Source organism: Spirochaetia bacterium (genome assembly GCA_022482625.1).
Taxonomy (GTDB): Bacteria; Spirochaetota; Spirochaetia; order Sphaerochaetales; family Sphaerochaetaceae; genus Pleomorphochaeta.
In genome coordinates this window covers 3,257,299-3,275,674 of the sequence record JAKVOU010000001.1, presented here as the reverse complement: position 1 = coordinate 3,275,674, position 18,376 = coordinate 3,257,299, and the positions used below count along the sequence as shown (strand labels likewise).

The 18,376-nt window shown below is 45.4% G+C and carries 15 protein-coding genes; 5 read left to right on the top strand and 10 right to left on the bottom strand.

Features of this window, described 5'->3' with window-relative positions:
* Window positions 1-50 precede the first annotated feature (50 nt).
* Both LKE40_14870 and LKE40_14865 read left to right on the top strand, forming a co-directional pair.
* Entirely contained in the window at window positions 51-1,160 is a 1,110-nt protein-coding gene (locus LKE40_14870) for a sugar ABC transporter permease (protein MCH3918710.1), read from the top strand.
* Complete coding sequence (locus tag LKE40_14865) at window positions 1,160-1,984, top strand: carbohydrate ABC transporter permease (GenBank protein ID MCH3918709.1); 825 nt, start codon at window positions 1,160-1,162, stop codon at window positions 1,982-1,984. Before LKE40_14870 ends, LKE40_14865 begins: the two co-directional genes overlap by 1 nt.
* A gap of 99 nt (window positions 1,985-2,083) precedes the next feature.
* Here the strand turns inward: LKE40_14865 and LKE40_14860 are convergent, their stop codons facing one another.
* From LKE40_14860 to LKE40_14825, 8 genes are read right to left on the bottom strand one after another with little or no spacing between them, the layout of a single operon-like run.
* On the bottom strand, window positions 2,084-3,220 hold the full coding sequence (locus tag LKE40_14860) for a class I SAM-dependent RNA methyltransferase (GenBank protein MCH3918708.1): 1,137 nt from the start codon (window positions 3,218-3,220) through the stop codon (window positions 2,084-2,086).
* Window positions 3,210-4,940: a M3 family oligoendopeptidase gene (locus LKE40_14855; protein ID MCH3918707.1), complete on the bottom strand. Its 1,731-nt coding sequence runs from the start codon at window positions 4,938-4,940 to the stop codon at window positions 3,210-3,212. Before LKE40_14855 ends, LKE40_14860 begins: the two co-directional genes overlap by 11 nt.
* 13 nt (window positions 4,941-4,953) lie before the next feature.
* Window positions 4,954-6,339, bottom strand: a complete 1,386-nt coding sequence (locus LKE40_14850) for a sigma-54 dependent transcriptional regulator (GenBank protein MCH3918706.1) — start codon at window positions 6,337-6,339, stop codon at window positions 4,954-4,956.
* A 21-nt stretch (window positions 6,340-6,360) separates the two neighbouring features.
* The gene (locus LKE40_14845; GenBank protein MCH3918705.1) at window positions 6,361-7,689 is read right to left on the bottom strand and encodes a HAMP domain-containing histidine kinase; all 1,329 of its coding nucleotides are present in this window, start codon (window positions 7,687-7,689) and stop codon (window positions 6,361-6,363) included.
* Window positions 7,690-7,707: 18 nt separating this feature from the next.
* Window positions 7,708-8,895, bottom strand: a complete 1,188-nt coding sequence (locus tag LKE40_14840; protein ID MCH3918704.1) for an ABC transporter permease — start codon at window positions 8,893-8,895, stop codon at window positions 7,708-7,710.
* On the bottom strand, window positions 8,885-9,580 hold the full coding sequence (locus LKE40_14835) for an ABC transporter ATP-binding protein (protein ID MCH3918703.1): 696 nt from the start codon (window positions 9,578-9,580) through the stop codon (window positions 8,885-8,887). Before LKE40_14835 ends, LKE40_14840 begins: the two co-directional genes overlap by 11 nt.
* Window positions 9,573-10,700 carry an efflux RND transporter periplasmic adaptor subunit gene (locus tag LKE40_14830; GenBank protein ID MCH3918702.1) on the bottom strand — a complete coding sequence of 376 codons (1,128 nt, stop codon included), beginning with the start codon at window positions 10,698-10,700 and terminating at the stop codon, window positions 9,573-9,575. The genes LKE40_14835 and LKE40_14830 overlap by 8 nt, the downstream gene beginning before the upstream one ends.
* 10 nt (window positions 10,701-10,710) lie before the next feature.
* Entirely contained in the window at window positions 10,711-12,240 is a 1,530-nt protein-coding gene (locus LKE40_14825; GenBank protein ID MCH3918701.1) for a hypothetical protein, read from the bottom strand.
* Between the two features lie 274 nt (window positions 12,241-12,514).
* Here LKE40_14825 and LKE40_14820 point away from each other — a divergent pair, with 274 nt between their 5' ends.
* Window positions 12,515-13,432 carry an Hsp33 family molecular chaperone HslO gene (locus LKE40_14820; GenBank protein MCH3918700.1) on the top strand — a complete coding sequence of 306 codons (918 nt, stop codon included), beginning with the start codon at window positions 12,515-12,517 and terminating at the stop codon, window positions 13,430-13,432.
* A 19-nt stretch (window positions 13,433-13,451) separates the two neighbouring features.
* Window positions 13,452-15,695, top strand: coding sequence for a bifunctional 23S rRNA (guanine(2069)-N(7))-methyltransferase RlmK/23S rRNA (guanine(2445)-N(2))-methyltransferase RlmL (gene rlmKL, locus LKE40_14815; protein ID MCH3918699.1), 2,244 nt, complete (start codon window positions 13,452-13,454; stop codon window positions 15,693-15,695).
* 92 nt (window positions 15,696-15,787) lie between these two features.
* On the opposite strand, the gene LKE40_14810 is transcribed toward rlmKL, so the two are convergent.
* Window positions 15,788-16,552, bottom strand: a complete 765-nt coding sequence (locus tag LKE40_14810) for a Fic family protein (protein MCH3918698.1) — start codon at window positions 16,550-16,552, stop codon at window positions 15,788-15,790.
* A gap of 139 nt (window positions 16,553-16,691) precedes the next feature.
* On the opposite strand from LKE40_14810, the gene LKE40_14805 reads away from it, so the two are divergent.
* Window positions 16,692-16,895, top strand: coding sequence for a hypothetical protein (locus LKE40_14805; protein MCH3918697.1), 204 nt, complete (start codon window positions 16,692-16,694; stop codon window positions 16,893-16,895).
* Window positions 16,896-17,030: 135 nt separating this feature from the next.
* On the opposite strand, the gene LKE40_14800 is transcribed toward LKE40_14805, so the two are convergent.
* A complete protein-coding gene (locus LKE40_14800) occupies window positions 17,031-18,149 on the bottom strand; it encodes a hypothetical protein (protein ID MCH3918696.1) in 1,119 nt (372 codons plus the stop codon).
* Between the last annotated feature and the right edge of the window lie 227 nt (window positions 18,150-18,376).

Below are 18,376 nucleotides of genomic sequence, written 5' to 3'. Positions count from 1 at the left end.
GCGGTTTCTTCGGAAAAAGAAACCGCCAGTCTGTATTTCGGGAAGATATCATGAGTAAAAAAAATAGCAAGGAAGTCCTTTATTCTGTTTTGATTCTGCTTCCTTCCATCATACTCGTCGGGATTTTTGTCTATGGATTCATAGGTAACACTATTTATTCCTCAATGACAGACTGGCATGGTATGGCACAGAATCCGGTAAAAAACTTCATCGGACTGAAAAACTACAAATCACTGTTCACGGGTATTACACAATCTGGCTTCCGCCAGGATCTTGTGAATACAGTCTTCTATTCATTGCTTCTGCTTGCAGGTACTTTGATCATCGGTCTGCTGCTGGCAATCTTATTGGACCGCAGGGTCAGACACGAAGGAATCTATCGGACTATTTTCCTGTATCCCATGTCGCTGTCTTTTGTTGTCAGCGGTACAGTCTGGAGATGGCTGGTCTCCCCAAGCGGCGGTCTCAACGCCATTCCCACATGGTTTGGAGGCAAACAAGGTACGTTCCAATGGACAAGCAGCAAACAGCAAGTACTGCAGTTCAACTGGCAACATATTTGGAAGGTCCTTGCAATCGTGTTCCTTATTATTTTTACCTGCCTCTTTATAAATGCAATATTGCATCACGTAAAAAAAAGCGCAAGGAACAATGGCATCATCATTGCCGCATTGGCAATATTTATCATTTTCATCAGTCCTAAACTTCCTCCTGCCCTTGCCATGAAGGAATCGCATGGTTTCAACTTGGCAACCATCGGTATCATCACTGCTGGAGTCTGGCAATATGCAGGATATGCAATGGCATTGTATCTTGCAGGCTTACGAGGTCTTTCAGGAAGCATCAAGGAAAGCGCAAAACTAGATGGAGCAAATGAATTTACCTATTATTGGAAAATTGCAATACCGAACCTGAAACCCATCACCATGAGCGCCGTGGTCATCATGTCACACATCTCATTGAAAATGTTCGACCTTATATATGCCATGGCCGGCACCGACAATGAATTTACAGGCCATCCGTCCATAAGGATGTATACGACAACCTTCAGGGCAAACAAACTGGCACTGGGCAGTGCAATGGCAGTGATCCTGTTCATTTTTGCAGCCCTGTTCATCATCCCGTACATGGTACGGTCTCATAGGGAAAGGGTAGCATGATGTCAGCACAAAGCAGAAAAACAAAACATATTGCATTCTACGTAGTGATGGTGCTACTATGTGTCGTCTTCCTAGTCCCGATGTACATGGCCTTGATAACCTCTTTCAAGGCACGGGAAACTATAAATCTGACGACGGCATGGAAACTCCCCCATCCGTTTGAAATTGTAGGTTATCAACATGCTATTACGAAACTTGCCCCATATCTGAAGAACAGTGTCATATTGACCGTCTCAGGTACGGTGATTTCTTCCATGCTAGGAGCCATAAACGGATATATTTTCTCAAAGAACAAATTCAAGGGCAGCGAACTTATCTTTACGTTGCTGCTATTCGGCATGTTCATACCATACCAAATCATCCTGATTCCTCTTTTTGAAACTCTGACAAAGATTCATATGACTGGACTGGGAGGATTGATCCTTGCACACGTCATCTATGGTATCCCGATTGTTACCATGCTGTTCAGGAATTTTTATGACCAGATCCCTGACTCGATATTGGAATCCGGAAGAATTGACGGAGCGAGCTACTTCACTGTCTTTTCGAAACTGATACTTCCTCTCTCGATTCCTTCCTTTGTAGTCGTAGGTATATGGCAGTTCACTCAGATATGGAATGAATTCCTATGGGCAATCTGTCTGACAAGTCAAGAAACGAACCCTATTACCGTCGGTCTGTCACAATTGGCAGGCGGTCAGGCAGTAGCTTGGAACGATTCCATGGCAGGTGCAATTATTTCTGCCATACCTGTATTGTGTATCTATATATTCCTCGGAAAATACTTTGTACAAGGTTTACTTGCAGGTTCCGTCAAGGAATAATGCATATTGCTCCTCATACTCTTTTTCCTTCTCCGTCCCGGATGATAGATAATCCGGGACGGAATTCATAGAAGGATATGAGCAAGAAAAATATTTTGCCTATTTATTGAGCACTGCCACACATTCGGTCCTATGTGTCTGGGGATTGAAATCAAAGACCTTGATGGAGCAAAGCCGATAACCCTTATCGGCAAGCATTGCCACATCCCTGGACAAAGTCACGGAATTGCAGGATACATAGATAATCCTCTTGGCTTCTGAAGCTGAAAGAAGATTCGGAACGGATCTGTCCAATCCTGAACGAGGAGGATCGACAACGATTGTATCGACCGTACGACGGTGGGATGCAATCCACTTTTCAACGGTATTTGCAAAGCAGGTTGCCTGTGGTGCATTGATACCGGCAAGTTTCAAGCAAGCTTTCTGTTTTTCTACGGCAATGGTCCCAGCTGGTAAAACTGCAGAAAAAGTCCCTACCCCACTGTATAAATCCATCGTCCTGCCAGGAGGTACCATACCAGCAACATACTTCAGTAAAGAAGCAAGCAAAAAACGATTTGACTGGAAAAAGACTTGTGAAGTCACCGCATAGGTATGGTCAGCGACCTTCACATGTACTATCCGGTCTCCAAACGATATGCCGTCATCACCGGCGAAAGCAGGAATCTCAATGAATTTTCCTTTGCCTGTTTGACCTTTGAACATACTGTCTCTTGCTGCAGATTTCAACAGGTCTTTTTTTTCCTTAAGCAAACGATCAAGGGAATCACAAAGTACCGGGCAATGGTCAACAGCAACAAGATCATTGCTTTGTTCCGACAAAAATCCTGCCGTTCCGTCAGCAAAATCAAAATGGAAACGTACACGGTTGCGGTAGCCGAACCCAGGGCCATCGGCCCAGTCCTGTATGTCAAGGTGGTCAGGATCGACATGTCCAAGCCGGCAAAGGTTGTCCATGACAATCTGCTGCTTGAGTTCTGCCTGGTAGGCAGTAGCAACATGCTGCAGGTCACAGCCCCCGCAACGGCCATAAAAGGGGCATTGGGGTTTTACCCTGTGACTGGAAGGAACGATTACCTCAAGGACGCTTGCATTGCAATACGAGGCACCTTCATTCTCCACGGTTATCCTGACAGTTTCCCCAGGCAGTGCTCCCTTCACAAGTACAGCTTTTCCCGAAGACAGAAACCCAAGGCCCTTTCCTCCCTCGACCATCTTTGCGATGTCAATCTGCATGCCTGAATTCCTCTATATAGTGAATGATTATATCCATGCCACTCTGCCAGAAAGCCTCATCTGCAATATTGCAGCCGACCATGGAAGCAACACTCCTGCAATCTCCCAACCCTGTGGAAGACAGCAATTTTCTGTAGGTTGCAGTAAAACGGCTGCCGAGTTCTTCCCTTTTTGCATAGATACCCAAGGCAAAAAGCTGGCCGAAAGCATAGGGATAATTATAGAAAGACCGTTCACTGGAATAGTAATGGCCCTTTACTGCCCACATATACGGATGGTATACGGCAAGTTCCCCATAGGTACGTTTCTGGCAATCAACCATGATCTGACAAAAACGCGAGGGAGTAAGATCCCCCTCTTTCCGTTCTTCAAATACGGCCTGTTCAAAATAGTATCGGCAGAGTATGTCCACACAGACTTGACAGGCATCTTGGCAAAAATGCTCGATCAGGGCAAGCCTTTGCTGTGAATCAGCTTCTTCCAATGCCCCCTGAAGTACCAGATACTCGCTGAAGATAGAAGCCGTTTCAGCCAACGTCATAGGATAGCTTCTCCTCAGGTTGTCCAAGGGCAATGTAAGGGAATCATGGAAAGCATGGCCAAGTTCGTGGGCCATCGTAGAAACCCCATTGTAAGTACCGTCAAAGTTGCACATGATCCTGCTCACCCCTGCGTCAGGGAATTGGGTGTCATAGGCTCCTCCGACCTTCCCTTTACGAGGTTCCGCATCAATCCAATGTTCCTCAAATGCCCTGTTGGCAAACTTACCCATACCGTCATCAAAAGCCGAGAATTGCCTGATGATGAACTGCTTGGCCTGGTCAAAGGAAAATTCCATATGTGCATCAGCAACAGGAGCAAAAAGATCATAGAACGGAAGGCTGTCCTTTCCTAATCTATGGGCCTTTGCCTGCAGATATTCCCTGAAAGCAGGAAGATTTTTTTCCAAAGTACCGACAAGGGCGTCCATCACGGACTGGTCAATCCTCGATTGTTCCAGTGACCTTGCCAAGTTGCCGTAATGATGCCGTGTATCCAAACAGATAGTAGCACCCTTTACACCATTAAGCGCAGCAGCATAAGCCACCTCATTACGTCTGAGCAAGGCAACCTCTGCATCAAATGCCCGACTGCGTATTGTTCCGTCAGGAGAAAATGCCAAGTTCCTCAATTCGGTAACAGTCAGATCCTCTCCATCAAAATCAATGGTAGTACTGCTTGCCAAGGCTTCCTGCAACCTGGCAAAAGAATCGGTACCGCTCCGATTCAGGTCCCCTGCCAAATCTTCCAAAGCTTCCGGCATCTGGTGGGATTGTTCCTCAAGCAGAACGGAAAGAACATAATCATAGGATTCCAGTGATCCGCCGATGGCAGTCTTAAGAATTATATCTTCTTTCTTCGAAGCAAGATAATTCCTGAATTTCACGCCGACAGTATGCAAGACAACTCCAAGTTCATCCACTTTTGCCATTGCAGAAAGCCATACGGAAGATGCTGTAGCAACGGAAAACCCTGCATAAGTATAGGCATCCAATGTCTCATAGGTATCACAGAGTTTTTCATATGTCCCTATTACATCCTCAAGCTGACCTTCGTTGCCAATCAGTTCTGCAAGCTCATCACACCCACTTCTGCATGTTTTGATAGCCTGCAGAAATTCTCCACTTTCAGGTGACGGGTAAATCGGACTCAAATCCCACCTAGGCAAATGTGCTTCCATGCTTTTTCCTCCATTACTTCTGCTTGTTGTTATATTCCTTGATGTCATATTCGGCAATCTTATTGAGAATCGTCCTTCGGCTGATACCAAGTTCCTTGGCAGCCTGGGATTTGTTTCCACCCCAACGATGCAAGGATTCGACGATTGTCTCCCTCTCGACTTCCCGCAGGCTCTTGACTTCTACTTTCTTGTGCGGCATCTCAAACGCCCCGGCTTGGGTCACGCTCGGCTGTATATTCGGACTGATTACCGATTCCTGCAGCTTGATATCATCAGCCCGGATAATATTGTCATCTGCATAGAGCACTGCGCGTTCTATGACATTTTCAAGTTCCCGGACATTGCCATAGTACTCTCCTTCCTTGAGCCTTTCGATTGCATCAGGCGAAAAACCGGTAATGCCAAGATCCATGTTCTTTTCCTTAAGCTTGATGATAATTCCTGCAGCCAGCAACGGGATATCCTCCTTGCGTTCCCGCAAGGGGGGTATCTGGATTCTCAGCACATTGAGTCGGAAATACAAGTCCTCTCGGAATTTTCCGTTTCTTACCATATCTTCCAGATTCTTGTTGGTTGCCGCAATGATACGTACGTTGATCGGTCGTTTGACTGTATCACCGAGCCGCTGGACTTCCCGATCATTGATGACCGTAAGTAATTTTACCTGCAGTTCCAAGGGAAGATCCCCCAATTCATCAAGAAACAACGTCCCGCCATCTGCACTTTCAAACAAACCTGCCTTGCTGGTCGTAGCCCCGGTGTAGGCACCTTTTTCATGTCCGAAGAGTTCATTTTCAATCAGATTGGCAGGAACACCGCCGATGTTTATTGAAAGGAACGGACCATTGTCTCCGATGCTCTGGTTATGGATTTCCTTTGCAACAACACCTTTTCCTGTACCGCTCTCGCCGGTAATCAGTACATTGGACTTGGTTTTTGCACAAAGCGAAATCATCTTCTTTATGTCAATCATGGACTTGCTTTCACCAATGAATGTCGAAGAATCCATCGGAATTTCCTTATCGACAAGCCTGCGGATGGTATTTGCTTCAACCATTTTCTTCAGTTTTTCTACAAGTTCCTGAGGATTGAAAGGCTTGACGATGTAATCTGCCGCACCCCCTTTGAGAGCAGATACTGCATCTGTAATATCACCATGTGCACTGACCATAATCACGGGCATATCATACCCTTCTTCCCTAAGCCAATGGATAAGTGTCAACCCATCCATTCCAGGCATCTTCAGGTCTACGACCATACCGTCATAGTCGTTTTCTCCGATCATCCTCTGGGCTGCCAAACCATTTTCAGCTTTGTCACTTTCAATCTTACAAACTGCAAAAAACTGGCTTAAGCTCGTTCTGATATTCACTTCGTCATCTACAATAAGAATTTTCATTAACCTTTCCCTTATCACATGTCATTCTTCGGTAAAGGATGGCAGACTTCGCCCTTTGTGAAGCACTACCCTAGCGACAGTACCACCCCCTTCACGGGGAAATAATGTCAATGTACCCTGCTGAGCTTTTACAAACTGGCTGGAAATGGCCAACCCTATACCACTTCCTTTTTCTTTCGTCGTAAAGAAAGGATTGAATATCTTATCCTCAGCGCCCACAGGCAATCCTGTTCCACGATCCTTTACCTCAATCACAACCATATTCTTTTTCTTTTCCTGAGAAATTACAACCTCCACTTGGGGATCAGGCCCACTTTCAAGTGCATTTTTCATGAGGTTTTCAAAAACACTGCGAGCCCTGTCAGGATCAAACCAGATAGTACAGTCTTCACCGATGTAAAAATCAATCTGTTGACTGAACTTGCCGATCAGATCAGAGAAGAATGCCCTCAGTGGTATATCCTTTGGATTTCCTTTCGGATTATGGAGGAACTCACTGACCTTGTCAGTCAGATCAGTCACCCTTTTTGTCTCCGTTTCGATGATATCCAGATTGGAAGTATACTGTCCGCCGGTCTGGTAGCGGAGAATAGCTACCTGTATTGCTATGGCACTGAGCGGGTTCTTGATCTCATGGGTAAGTGTCCTTGCAGCCTGTCCAAGATTTACCAAGCTACGCTGCCTTTCAAGTGTCTGCCTGTATTTTCTGTTGCTGATATAGATATGGAGAATAAACAGGAAAAGCAATGTAAGGAATACCAAGGCAAGCAACAGCAACAGCCTCATCTGCATTATCCGCTGATGATAAGCGGTTCCATCCAAAGCAATATAGAGGACATCAGAGAAAATGGAAGGGAGGGAAGAAAGGGTCGGCTCCAAACTTGTCAAGTTGATGCCGTAGGAAGAAATGGCTGCACGGTCAATCATCCTGACATACTCAACTTTCTTGGTTTTGCTATTGAACTGTGCCTTGCCCTGGGTTTTTACATCTTCCCAATTCTTGGCATCATTGATGAAATCCAACGGCAAAAACAAGGGTACATCCCCTTCACTGAAGATCTTTGACCCAAGCTGGGAATAGATACCCACGCCAAGTATGCCATTTTCCTTCAGTGCCTTCATTGCATTGACTTCACTGTCTTGGATGGAAAAAATTGCTGTATTGAAAGCTTTTTCAGCATTGTTCTGCATCATCAGGTCTTCCCTATCTTGCAAGGCACTGACAAAAAAGACCAGCAGGATAAATAACGCCAGATACGCGACGAGGAAACCAAAACCGGCAAGAGCCAGATCCCCACGTCCTTCCTTCGTATCATTTTTCCTAGAAAAATTCTTAACCAGTTTATTCACGCAGATAACCTCCGCCCCCTATTCAAAATTCAAAGCATCGATGGGATTGAGCCGCGATGCCTTCATAGCCGGATACCAGCCGAAAAAGACTCCCACGAACATACTGAACCCCAAGGCTATTGCAACAGAGGAAAACGAAAAAGAGAGTTGCCAACCAGCTACGGTAGTTACCGCATAGCTGATCAATATCCCGAAGACAGTTCCCAAGATTCCACCGAAAAGTGTCAGGGTAACAGCTTCAACCAAAAATTGCCCACGTATGATTGACGGCGTTGCGCCGATTGCTTTCCGAATTCCGATTTCCCTTGTACGTTCAATGACTGATACCAACATAATATTCATGATGCCGATACCACCGACCAAAAGACTGATTGCAGCAATGGCAGCCAGAAATAAGGACAATGTCTTTGTTATGCTACTTGCCATGGAAACCAGCATTGCAGGGGAAAAACTTCCGTATCCATCGGTACCGACTACAGAATCAAGAAACTGTGTAATCTGTTCAGACTCTTTCATGGTGTCAAAACCAGGAGCAATCTTGACCGTATACATCGAAACCTGGGGAAGTTTCAGGAATTTCTGCCTGAAAGTCAAGAAAGGAATATAGACCATGGAATTCACATCAATGGAAAAATTCTGATCCTTGTGTGCAAGTACCCCGACTACCTTGAAGGCCAAGGGCCTTCCTTGGTCTGCAGATAGGAAAACTACCTTACCTATGGGATTTCCTTCCGTAAACAACTTCTCTGCTACTTTCTCCCCAAGGACAATTACCTGACGTCCCATAAGGGCACTTTCCATTGAAAAAGCATTGCCAAAGGAAAAACCAAGTTTTTCCGTCGGAAAATATGAGGAATCAATACCGAGCACATTGTAGGTTGCAACCGTATCCTGATAACGGACAGAAGCACTTCCCTGCATGGAAGATAACACATTTTCAACACCGGGAAATCTCTCTTGGAGCTTTTGTCCGAACGAAGATGAAAAAAACTCATTGTTACGTTCATTCTGTGCGGGCCAGATTGTAATGACATCGGTACCACCGGAAGCCAAACTCTCTTTGATATTTCTGCTTGCACTGCTACCAAGATTGAGAATTGCAACCACAGCACCTACGCCGATTACAATTCCCAATAAAGAAAGGAAGGTCCTCATCTTGCTGCCATGCATAGCAGAAAAAGCAAGCTTGATGTTTTCAAAAAACATGGCGTGGTACCTCCTCTATCTTTCCATCCCTCAGATGTATCTGTCGTCTGCAACGATCACCCAAGGCCTTGTCATGCGTAACAAAGACAACCGTTCTTCCTTCCGCATTGAGCTGCTCAAACAATTCCATGATCCTGACACCAGTCTTGGAATCCAATGCGCCCGTAGGTTCATCTGCAAGAAGAATCGTAGGATTGCCGACCAAAGCCCTTGCTATAGCCACCCGCTGTTTCTGTCCGCCGGACAACTCATTGGGCTTATGATACATCCTTTCTGCAAGTCCTACACGTTCCAATGCAGCTTGGGCCAACTCTTTTCTTTTCCTAGGGCGTATGCCGCTGTAAAGTAACGGCGTTTCGACATTCTGCAATGCATTCAGTTTACCAAGAAGATTGAACTGCTGGAATACGAACCCGACCTTATGGTTCCTGATATAGGCGAGTTCAATTTCATTCATGCCGGCAGTATCCTCCCCATCGATGCTGATTGTCCCACTTGTCGGTGTATCAAGGCAACCGATAAGATTCATCATCGTACTTTTTCCGCTCCCGGAAGGCCCCATGATAGCAGTGAATTCCCCTTCCATGATATCCAAGCTGATCCCGTCAAGTGCCTTGACGCAGAAATCACCTACGATGTAATAGCGCCTGACATCTTCAAGTTGTATGACAGGTCTTCTATTCATTTGATGTTTCCTTCATCAATTGCGCCAAGGTCAATGACTTCTTGATTACCAAGGTGTCCCCGACCTTGACATCCCCGCTCAGCAACTGACATTTGCCTTCCCCAAGGTATCTTACCTTGACTTCTATGTCAGTCAGGTTACCGTCCGATCCTTTCTTGGTCACGAAACTCTTGTCATTTTCACTGCGTACCGCAGCTTGTGGTATCAGCACATAGGTTACCTCAGCATTGCTGGAAATGGTACCGCTGAAAGTAAACCCGGACCAAAGGCCCTTGGGAGGGTTATCTACTGTAAGTTCTACCCTGACAGTACCTATACCTTGTGAAGTGTAGGTACCAAGCATAGGAATCTTTGAGACACGTGCTTCTATGGTAGCGGCAGGAATCGCGTCAAAGTTCAAGTCAGCAGTTTCTCCAACCTTTACATATTTCATATCCAGTTCATCGACATCAACGGTTGCCTTAAGTTTGGAAAGGTCAACGACAATCATCTTGTTGTCAGTAGTGCCGGCTACATTATAATCACCGACTTCCCAGTCACACGTTGCGACAACCCCGTCAAAATTAGCCGTAGCAGTCGTATAGACCAGATTGTTCTTGGCATTGGTCAATTGCATTTCAAGCAGTCTTGCCTGATTCTTGTTGCCTGTCAGCCTGGCACTGTCAAGCTGTGCCTGTATGCTCGCTATCTGATATTGCTGATAAGTATCATCTACCGTGGCAAGTACCTCACCCTTCGTGACAGCATCACCTTCCTTTGCATTTACTGCGGTAATGGCACCGTCAGTACGGAGGATGACGTCCTGGCTATCATAGGGTACCACATAGCCGGCAACATCTATGGTAGGCTGCATAGTACTTTCCGTTACCTGAGCTTCAATGTAATTATCTGGGATTCGGACAGCTTCAGATGTGGCATCATTCCACGGGAACCTATGGTTGGTCTTGAAAAAGCCATACAGATACAACGTAGAGATAACCAGAACCAGGACAATCAGCCAGATGACCAGCTTCTTTACCCGCTTGCGATGCAACTGCCTCTTCAACTGGTTACGGACCTGAAATTCAGTATCTGGTCCCTTTCCATCTCCGTTTTCATCGTCCATATATATATTTGCCATTTTTCCTTTCCTACAACATAAGGGCATCGACTTTCAAAGCCAGTACATACCCGTCAATTTCCATCAGCATCAGATCATATCGATCTGATGTCACCTGCTGTGCTGCATCATCGACTGTGGATTGATCAGCCAGGCCATGGGCCTGCAAAGACTCCTGCAATGTCAAGTTTTCCTTATCCAGTTGCAACGTATTTTTCTGCTGTTCATAGGAAAATTGCCAATCAGCCACATCATCGGAAAATGCAACCCAATCATTGGCTTCAGTCCGTTGCAGATCTTCCAGGTCAAGCTGGGCTACATTGATGGTATTTCGGGCAGTCTCCAGTTCCAATTTGCGTCTGCTGGTTGTCACATCATTGCTGAAGCTCCCTGAAAGAGTCAGACTCGTAGTCCCTAGGCTAAGTTCAGCGTCATCATATACTACATTAGCCTGAAGATTTCCACCTAGGCTCCAGTTTCTGCCATTGTACTGCAAACCGACAGAGCCTGTCGTAGTCGCATAACCGTCATCGATGAACACTTGGTATTCAGAACCATCAGTCCCTGTATACGTATAGTAATAACCGGGCGTGGACATTGCACTTACCTTCCCGGAAATTGCCATATTTGTCCTTTTGTCCATAATGCCATATTGGTCATAGTCCGCCTGTGCAAGTTGAAGTTTAAGTTCTGCAATCTGGTATGACAGACTTTTTTGCACCTCTTCAGGCATTGCCAATGCAGGTGCTGCAATATCATCAGGATCAAGCGGTACATACGAAAAACCAGCATAAGCCTCAAACTGTTTCTGCAGGCTGTCAAGCTGCTGACGCAAGCTTTCCAAGGTACCCTCATAGGATTTGACCTGGACCTGTTTGGATTTATAGGTCAGGCTTGTCTTGTCATATTCCTGCAGTTCCAGACCATGGGCAACAGTCTCTTCAAGCTTTTTCTTTTCATAGGTTACCTGAGCCTGTTTTTTTTCAGCCGCCACAGAAGAACGGACATATGAAAGCAATGAAGACAAAAAGCTGTTCTTTCCCCTTTCAAAAGTCTGGGTTGCCCCCAATTCCAGTTTTCTGTTGTTCAGTTGCTTGGCAAGTTCGTCATAATTGCCAAAAAGGAACGTATGGGCAATGCCTGCAGAGGCGCCTACCTCACCAGCAGGACCGCTGTCTCCTATTTCCAAGCCACCCCAGGCACCAAGTCCTATTACCGTGGTATCTTCGGCATCTTCTGCACTCTCTGCGGTATGGGAACCCGGAATGGTGATTGATACCAAATCATTCCCGCTTTGTCCAAAGTTGATTGAATTCAGGCTGGTCGAATGGTTGTCAACATAAGAACCTGAAGGCCGGACCGTATAGCTTACCTTGTCATTCTTCAATTCATTGCTGCGAATGGACAGCATGATGCTATCTTTTGCCAATTCCAGATTTTTTATCCGAGGGCTATCTTTCAATGCTTGTTGCATCATATCTTCCAATCGCTGTCCAAAAGCTGGCAACAAAAAAAAACCAGCCGCAAGTATGGCAAATATCATTTTTTGATATTGCTTCAATTTTTCTCTCCTAAACTAATTGGATAAGGAAAACACTATATTGCACTGTTGAAGTTCATAAGCAAAACATAGATCTTTCCTTTATGAATATACAATATTAAAGACTTCAAGGCTACAGACAAAAAAAAGGAATAGACAAAGGTCCCAAATAGTCACAACAGATACAAAGAACTGATATTTATCTGATAACTTGTATATAAGCAATCAAATATCAGGTAAGATCGAGACCTCTGATACTTGTGCAAAAAACAGCTTTATCCTAATCTCTTGAGGTATGATTGACTCACAGATTGAAAACGAAAGCCTAAGGCAGCATCTTGCCTCGATTTCAGCAGACAGCAGGGAAACCTTTCTCTTGTATGATTCCCAAGTCCGCTGTACTGCCGTCAACGGCAGCCTCATGCTTAACAAAATGCGCGCGAACCATAAGCTGAACGTCCTTGATTCGTACATACTGGGCCAGGCTTATCTCGCAGGGGCTCTGCTCTGTGCTACGGTCAAGGGAGAAGACAGGGTACAGCTGACCGTTGAATGTGCGGGACCGATCAAGGGCATATACGTAGAAGCCTGTGCAACAGGCTGGGTGCGCGGTTATCTGAAAAATCATCCCATAGTACCGGAAAAACCTTTGGAAAACGGAAATATAAGTCCCCTTTTCGGACCTGGTTTCCTGTCAGTCTCCAAGCTTATCGAAGGGAACAAGGCACCTTTTACCGGACAGGTCATGCTGCAGTATGGTAACCTTGCAAAGGATCTTTCTCTATATTTCAGGGAAAGCGAACAGACTCCGTCCCTGTTCTTCCTCTCCATTGACTTTGCCGGGGATGGTACGATCAAAGGAGCAGGAGGACTGTTTCTCCAGATCCTTCCGCAGTGCAAGGACCATGTACTCTCTGAAATCGAAGAAAAAGCAAAGCAACTGCCCTCATTAGGCAGACAGCTTGCAGAAGGTTCTTCAGTCAGGAATTACGTACAGAAAAATTTTCCGACTGCCGAATATCTGTCAAGTACGCCGGTACAGTTCTTCTGCCCCTGCAGAAAAGAAAACTTTGCACATTACCTCTCAAAGCTTCCCCGAAAGGAAAAAGATGATATACTTGCAAACGGACCTTTTCCCTTGGAATTGGTCTGCTTCAATTGCAATTCAACATACAAGTTCACAAAGGACGAACTGATCAAACTGCTGAAGTAGCAGCAGTCAAGGAGTAAATATGGTTTTTTATGCAACGTGTGCAGCCAACCAGGAAGACATTCTGGAACAGGAAGTAAAGGAAGCCGGCGCTACTGACTTCATGATTACAAGCGGTGGCGTAGAATGGGAAGGCGACCTTGAAGCCGCTTATAGGTTCTGTCTGCAATCCAGATGTGCTTCAAGATTATTGCTGGCACTTTATGAGAATTCTGAAATACATGATGCGGATGAACTTTATGCAGCAGCAATCAAGATTCCATGGGAAACATGGCTTTCTCCGACAAAAACATTTACTATCACGAACTCGGTATGGGACTGTCCATGGCTGAAAAACAGTCATTTTGCAGCTATCAGGCTGAAGGATGCCATCGTTGACCGTATCAGGGACAAATATGACGGTACACGACCGGATGTCAGCAGGGATGACCCTGATGTCACTTTCCATATCTCGGTAAAAAATGAACAGGTCACCTACTATGTTGATTTCAGCGGCAAATCAATGAGCCGAAGAGGTTATCGCATTGCCTTTACCGATGCCATACTCAAGGAATCTCTGGCAGCAACTCTGGTCAAACGAAGTGAAGTCAGGAAAATACTTGAAAATCCCCAGCAGACGGAACCACCTGTAATCCTTGATCCATTCTGCGGAGCAGGAACTGTTTTGATTGAAGCAGCCCTTTGGGAAGGCAAGGTAGCTCCGGGTCTGATAGACCCTGACAAATATGCCTTTACGAAACTCCCCATCCATGATGAGGAAATCTGGCAGAAAGTACTTGACCAGGCAATCAAGGATGAAGAAGAAGGCGCAAGCCGAAAATTCAAATTCTACGGTTGGGACATCGATCCTCAGGCGATAGAGATTGCAAAAAAGAATGCAAAGGCTGCTGGTGTCGATGACAAGATTGAATTTGCCGTGAAAGATTTCACACAGACGACAGCCGATGATGTTCCTGCCGAAAAGGGATATATCATCACCGATCCACCTTATGGAATCAGACTGGAATCACATGGACTGGAAAGCCTCTATTCAAAAATGGGAGAAACCATCAATACGTTCTATGGCGGTTGGTATGTTTCCATCCTCTGTGGTACACAGGAACTGCTCAGTTTCGTCAACATGAAACCAGATAGGACAAATCGTGTCCTGAACGGAAACATAGGTTGTCAGATTGCCCATTACTATGTATTCAGTAAGGAAGAAAAGGCAGCTTTGGCTGAAAAGGCAATGCAGAGAAAAGCGGAAAGGCTGGCCCGGCCCTTGAGCGAAGGAGCCAAGATCGTCTATGACAAGCTTTGCCGGAACCTCGAGCATCTGCGTCCGCTTATGGAAGCGCAGCAAGTTACGAACTACAGAATCTATGATGCCGACATTCCAGAATACAACGCGGCGATAGATGTCTATGGGAACAAGGTAATCAATCTCCAGGAATATGCAGCTCCTGCTTCAATTCCTCAGGAAGATACTGAGCGAAGGCTCCAGGAACTGATTGATGCAACCGAAAGGGCAACGGGAATTGATATCGAAAACATCCATGTCAAGGAACGCAGCAGGCAAAAAGGTCTCAGCCAGTACCAGAAGCTTGGCAACAAGAACCGCTTTTTCATCATCCATGAGAACGGAGCCAGATACTTGGTCAACTATACCGATTATCTGGATACTGGCATTTTCCTTGACCATCGTCCGGTACGCAAGATGATCGGGCAGATATGCAACGGAAAAAGATTCCTCAATCTGTTCTGCTATACGGGTACTGCTACGGTACAGGCAGCCTTGGGTGGTGCACTCAGTACTGTTTCAGTTGACACATCTTCCACATACTTGGACTGGGCTCAGAAAAATATGGAACTCAACGGATTGACTGGAATGAATCACTTTTTCTACAAGCAGGACTGTCTGACGTATCTTTACGATACCTATGACCGTTTTGATGTCATTTTCTGTGACCCGCCGACTTTCTCAAACGGTACAGGAAGAGATGAATTCGACGTATTGCGCGACCAACGCAGACTTGTCAAAGCCTGCATGATGCATCTTGCTCCCGCAGGTGTCCTGATTTTCAGTAATAATTTCCGTAAGTTCATACTGGATGATTACATCTGGCAGGATTTTGACGTACGGGATATTTCTGCAGAAACCATAGGCGATGACTTTGAAAACAACCAGAAAATCCATCAATGTTACCTTATCAAGGAAAGAGCTGTGATAAAGGTCAATGATGCGAAGGTCGTCAGAAAAGTGATCATCAGAAAAACACCGAAATAAGCTTTTTCCGGACGTTGCCTCCCATATCAGGAAACCAACGTCCGGAAGCATCCAGACCTGTAGGAAATTGTTTCTGTTTTACCAAGAAATGTTCAATCGGCAGTGACTAGGATTTCTGAAAGTACATCAATCAGCTGCTGATAATCACCGTCGATGGCACAGATATCAGCTTCAAGCAATCTATCAGCATCCGCTTCGCCCCAGTCCAACCGATAACCGGCCTGATACACCAGGTCAATGAAAAACAATCTCGTTGCCGGGGCATTGCCACTTCTGAACGGATGGAGTGCTTCAACTTCTCCCATATAATATGCAAGGTCACTGATGAAAATATCACGATCAAGCTTGCGGAGAAAATGATCAGATGCTAGTCTGTCAAAAATATCTTTTGCAGAAGCTTCAATATATTCCGGCCTACAGAATTCTGTACGTTTGGCAGCAAGTGTCGTACGTATGGTTCCTGCAGAAGGATAGATATCTCCGAACAGATGTTCATGGATTGCCTTCAGGTAATCAAAGTCATATCCTCCGTCAAAAGGCTCTGCAAGCATTTGGGCAGTCCTGACGGACACAGCATAGATTACCAGCTTCCGTAACTTGTTTCTGTTTTTCAGGTTAAAATAATTCACCAAGCAATGAGTGCCAGGATAGAAAGACCTGTCAGGTGGCTGCGGGATAAAATGTTCATCTGCCAATCCTTCCCGTTCAATAAAGGTCTGTATCAGACCGTCAGCACTTACTTCCCCGTCGAACAGACGTCGTATGTCTGCTTCCTCATCTTCCGAGAGAGCAAAGCCCTCTGCTTCCTGATTGAACCTTATATAGTCGATGCAACGCTGCATTCGGCCTGATTTCATATAAACGTCTTACCTACCTTCGGTCATCCGTTCCCAGTTCCATTTCTCTTTGCCTCAGGAACTAGGCTTTTTCGACAGGATATTCCCTGTTCTCATCCTACCTAATCCAATCAACAGCATCAAATCTGATGTCATGAGCTTGGCGGACAGTCATGTAGACCTGTTCCTCGGTTACCATACCTGTACCGCTTTCATTTTTCTGTTACATTGGAAAAGTTCCAACCATGCAGAAGTTTCTGCATTGATGATTCTACAAAAAAACTTCCGCTATCATCTTACGCTTCACACCATGTATTTCCAAAGAAAAACAGCAAATGAAGCATATCCGTTCATGGACGTATGATACAAACTGAAAAACCTATCGTCAAGAGTTATCCATAGCAGATAGATCCTTGTTTTCAATCAAAATCACTCTTTTTACTACAGAAAAAGGGCAACAGAATTTCTGTTACCCTCTATATTCATAAAAACTCTACATTCAGAACGTATAACCGATTCCCAATCCTCCGCCAAAGTACCATGCCTCGGTAACGGAACGGTCAAGTGTGGCATGCCTTGCCTCAGCCTGTAGGTTCAGCATCAAGTGATCGGTCAGTTTATAACCTAAACCAAGAGATGCACCATACTCAAGGGCAAAATGGTCACTGTAATCCGTGTCAATGTCAGCCTCAAGATGATACTTGGAAGATGTCCCTCCGACATTCAAGCCAAGCAGCGGCCCTATCTTGGCAACAAACCTGCCACGTGTATACTCCAGTTCAGGAATAAAGGTAAGCCGTCCAGAGAACTCCAGATCGGAAACACTGCCACCGGTAGGCATATACCCAATCAGATCACCGCGAAGATCAATGCCTAGGCTCAGATTGCTACCCAAGCTGACAATTCTATTCAGACCAATGATACCACCAGCCTGGAAGGCATATGATTCATAGGCACCAGCAGAAGCAGCAGTGAAAACCGCATCATCAGAAAGCCATAGGGCACCTGCATTCAAGGAAATGGAAGGAGCAAAGCCACTGCTCTTCTTCTTTGAGACAACCGGTGCTTCTTCTGTTGCAACTACTGGTGCAGCAGCAGGCTGTTCAGCAGCAGGTTCCGTCAATACAGCAGGAACTTCCTCAGGCTGACTTGCCACGGCAGGTTGTGCTTCAGTTTCAGCAGGCTGTTCAGTCTTCTCGGCAACAGATGCTGCAGATTCACTTTCGGCCGTTGATGCTGCCTTTGCCGTTTCCGTAGATGCAGCGGCCGCTACCTGCTCGTCAGCTACCGGCTGTACTGGAGCCGCAGCTTCTTCAACTGGTTGATCATAGGCTTTGGCTACGGAATTGGAACTTCCCGACCAATTCATGCCATCATAACTCTGCTGAAGATATAATGTATAGGATTTCGAACCATCAAGATGCTGGACCGTATAGGATGTCGTATCAGCAGGGACAACAGTCCATTTGCTGGAATCCTGACCATCAAGCTGGTAACGGAACCATGTGACATTTGGATCATCCTGCATCCATTCCCATGTAATTGCCACTTCTGTAGCAAAAACCATCGACGGGAGCAATAGCAACAAAGCCAATACAGTCAGATACTTCTTTTTCATTCTTTCTTTCTCCTTGGATGCAATATAATAAAAATATGTTGCATGAAGTAAGTTCAGGGCATCCCCTCTTTCCAAACGATTCCAAGCAACAGAAAAACAAAATACTACTGCCCTTCTGCTACAGAAAACAGTATATACCCACTATCTGTTACACTCAACAAATCTCCATAGGAATACCAGCAACGAGAGTATTATAATGCAAAAAAAACAAATTCTCTACTTTTTTC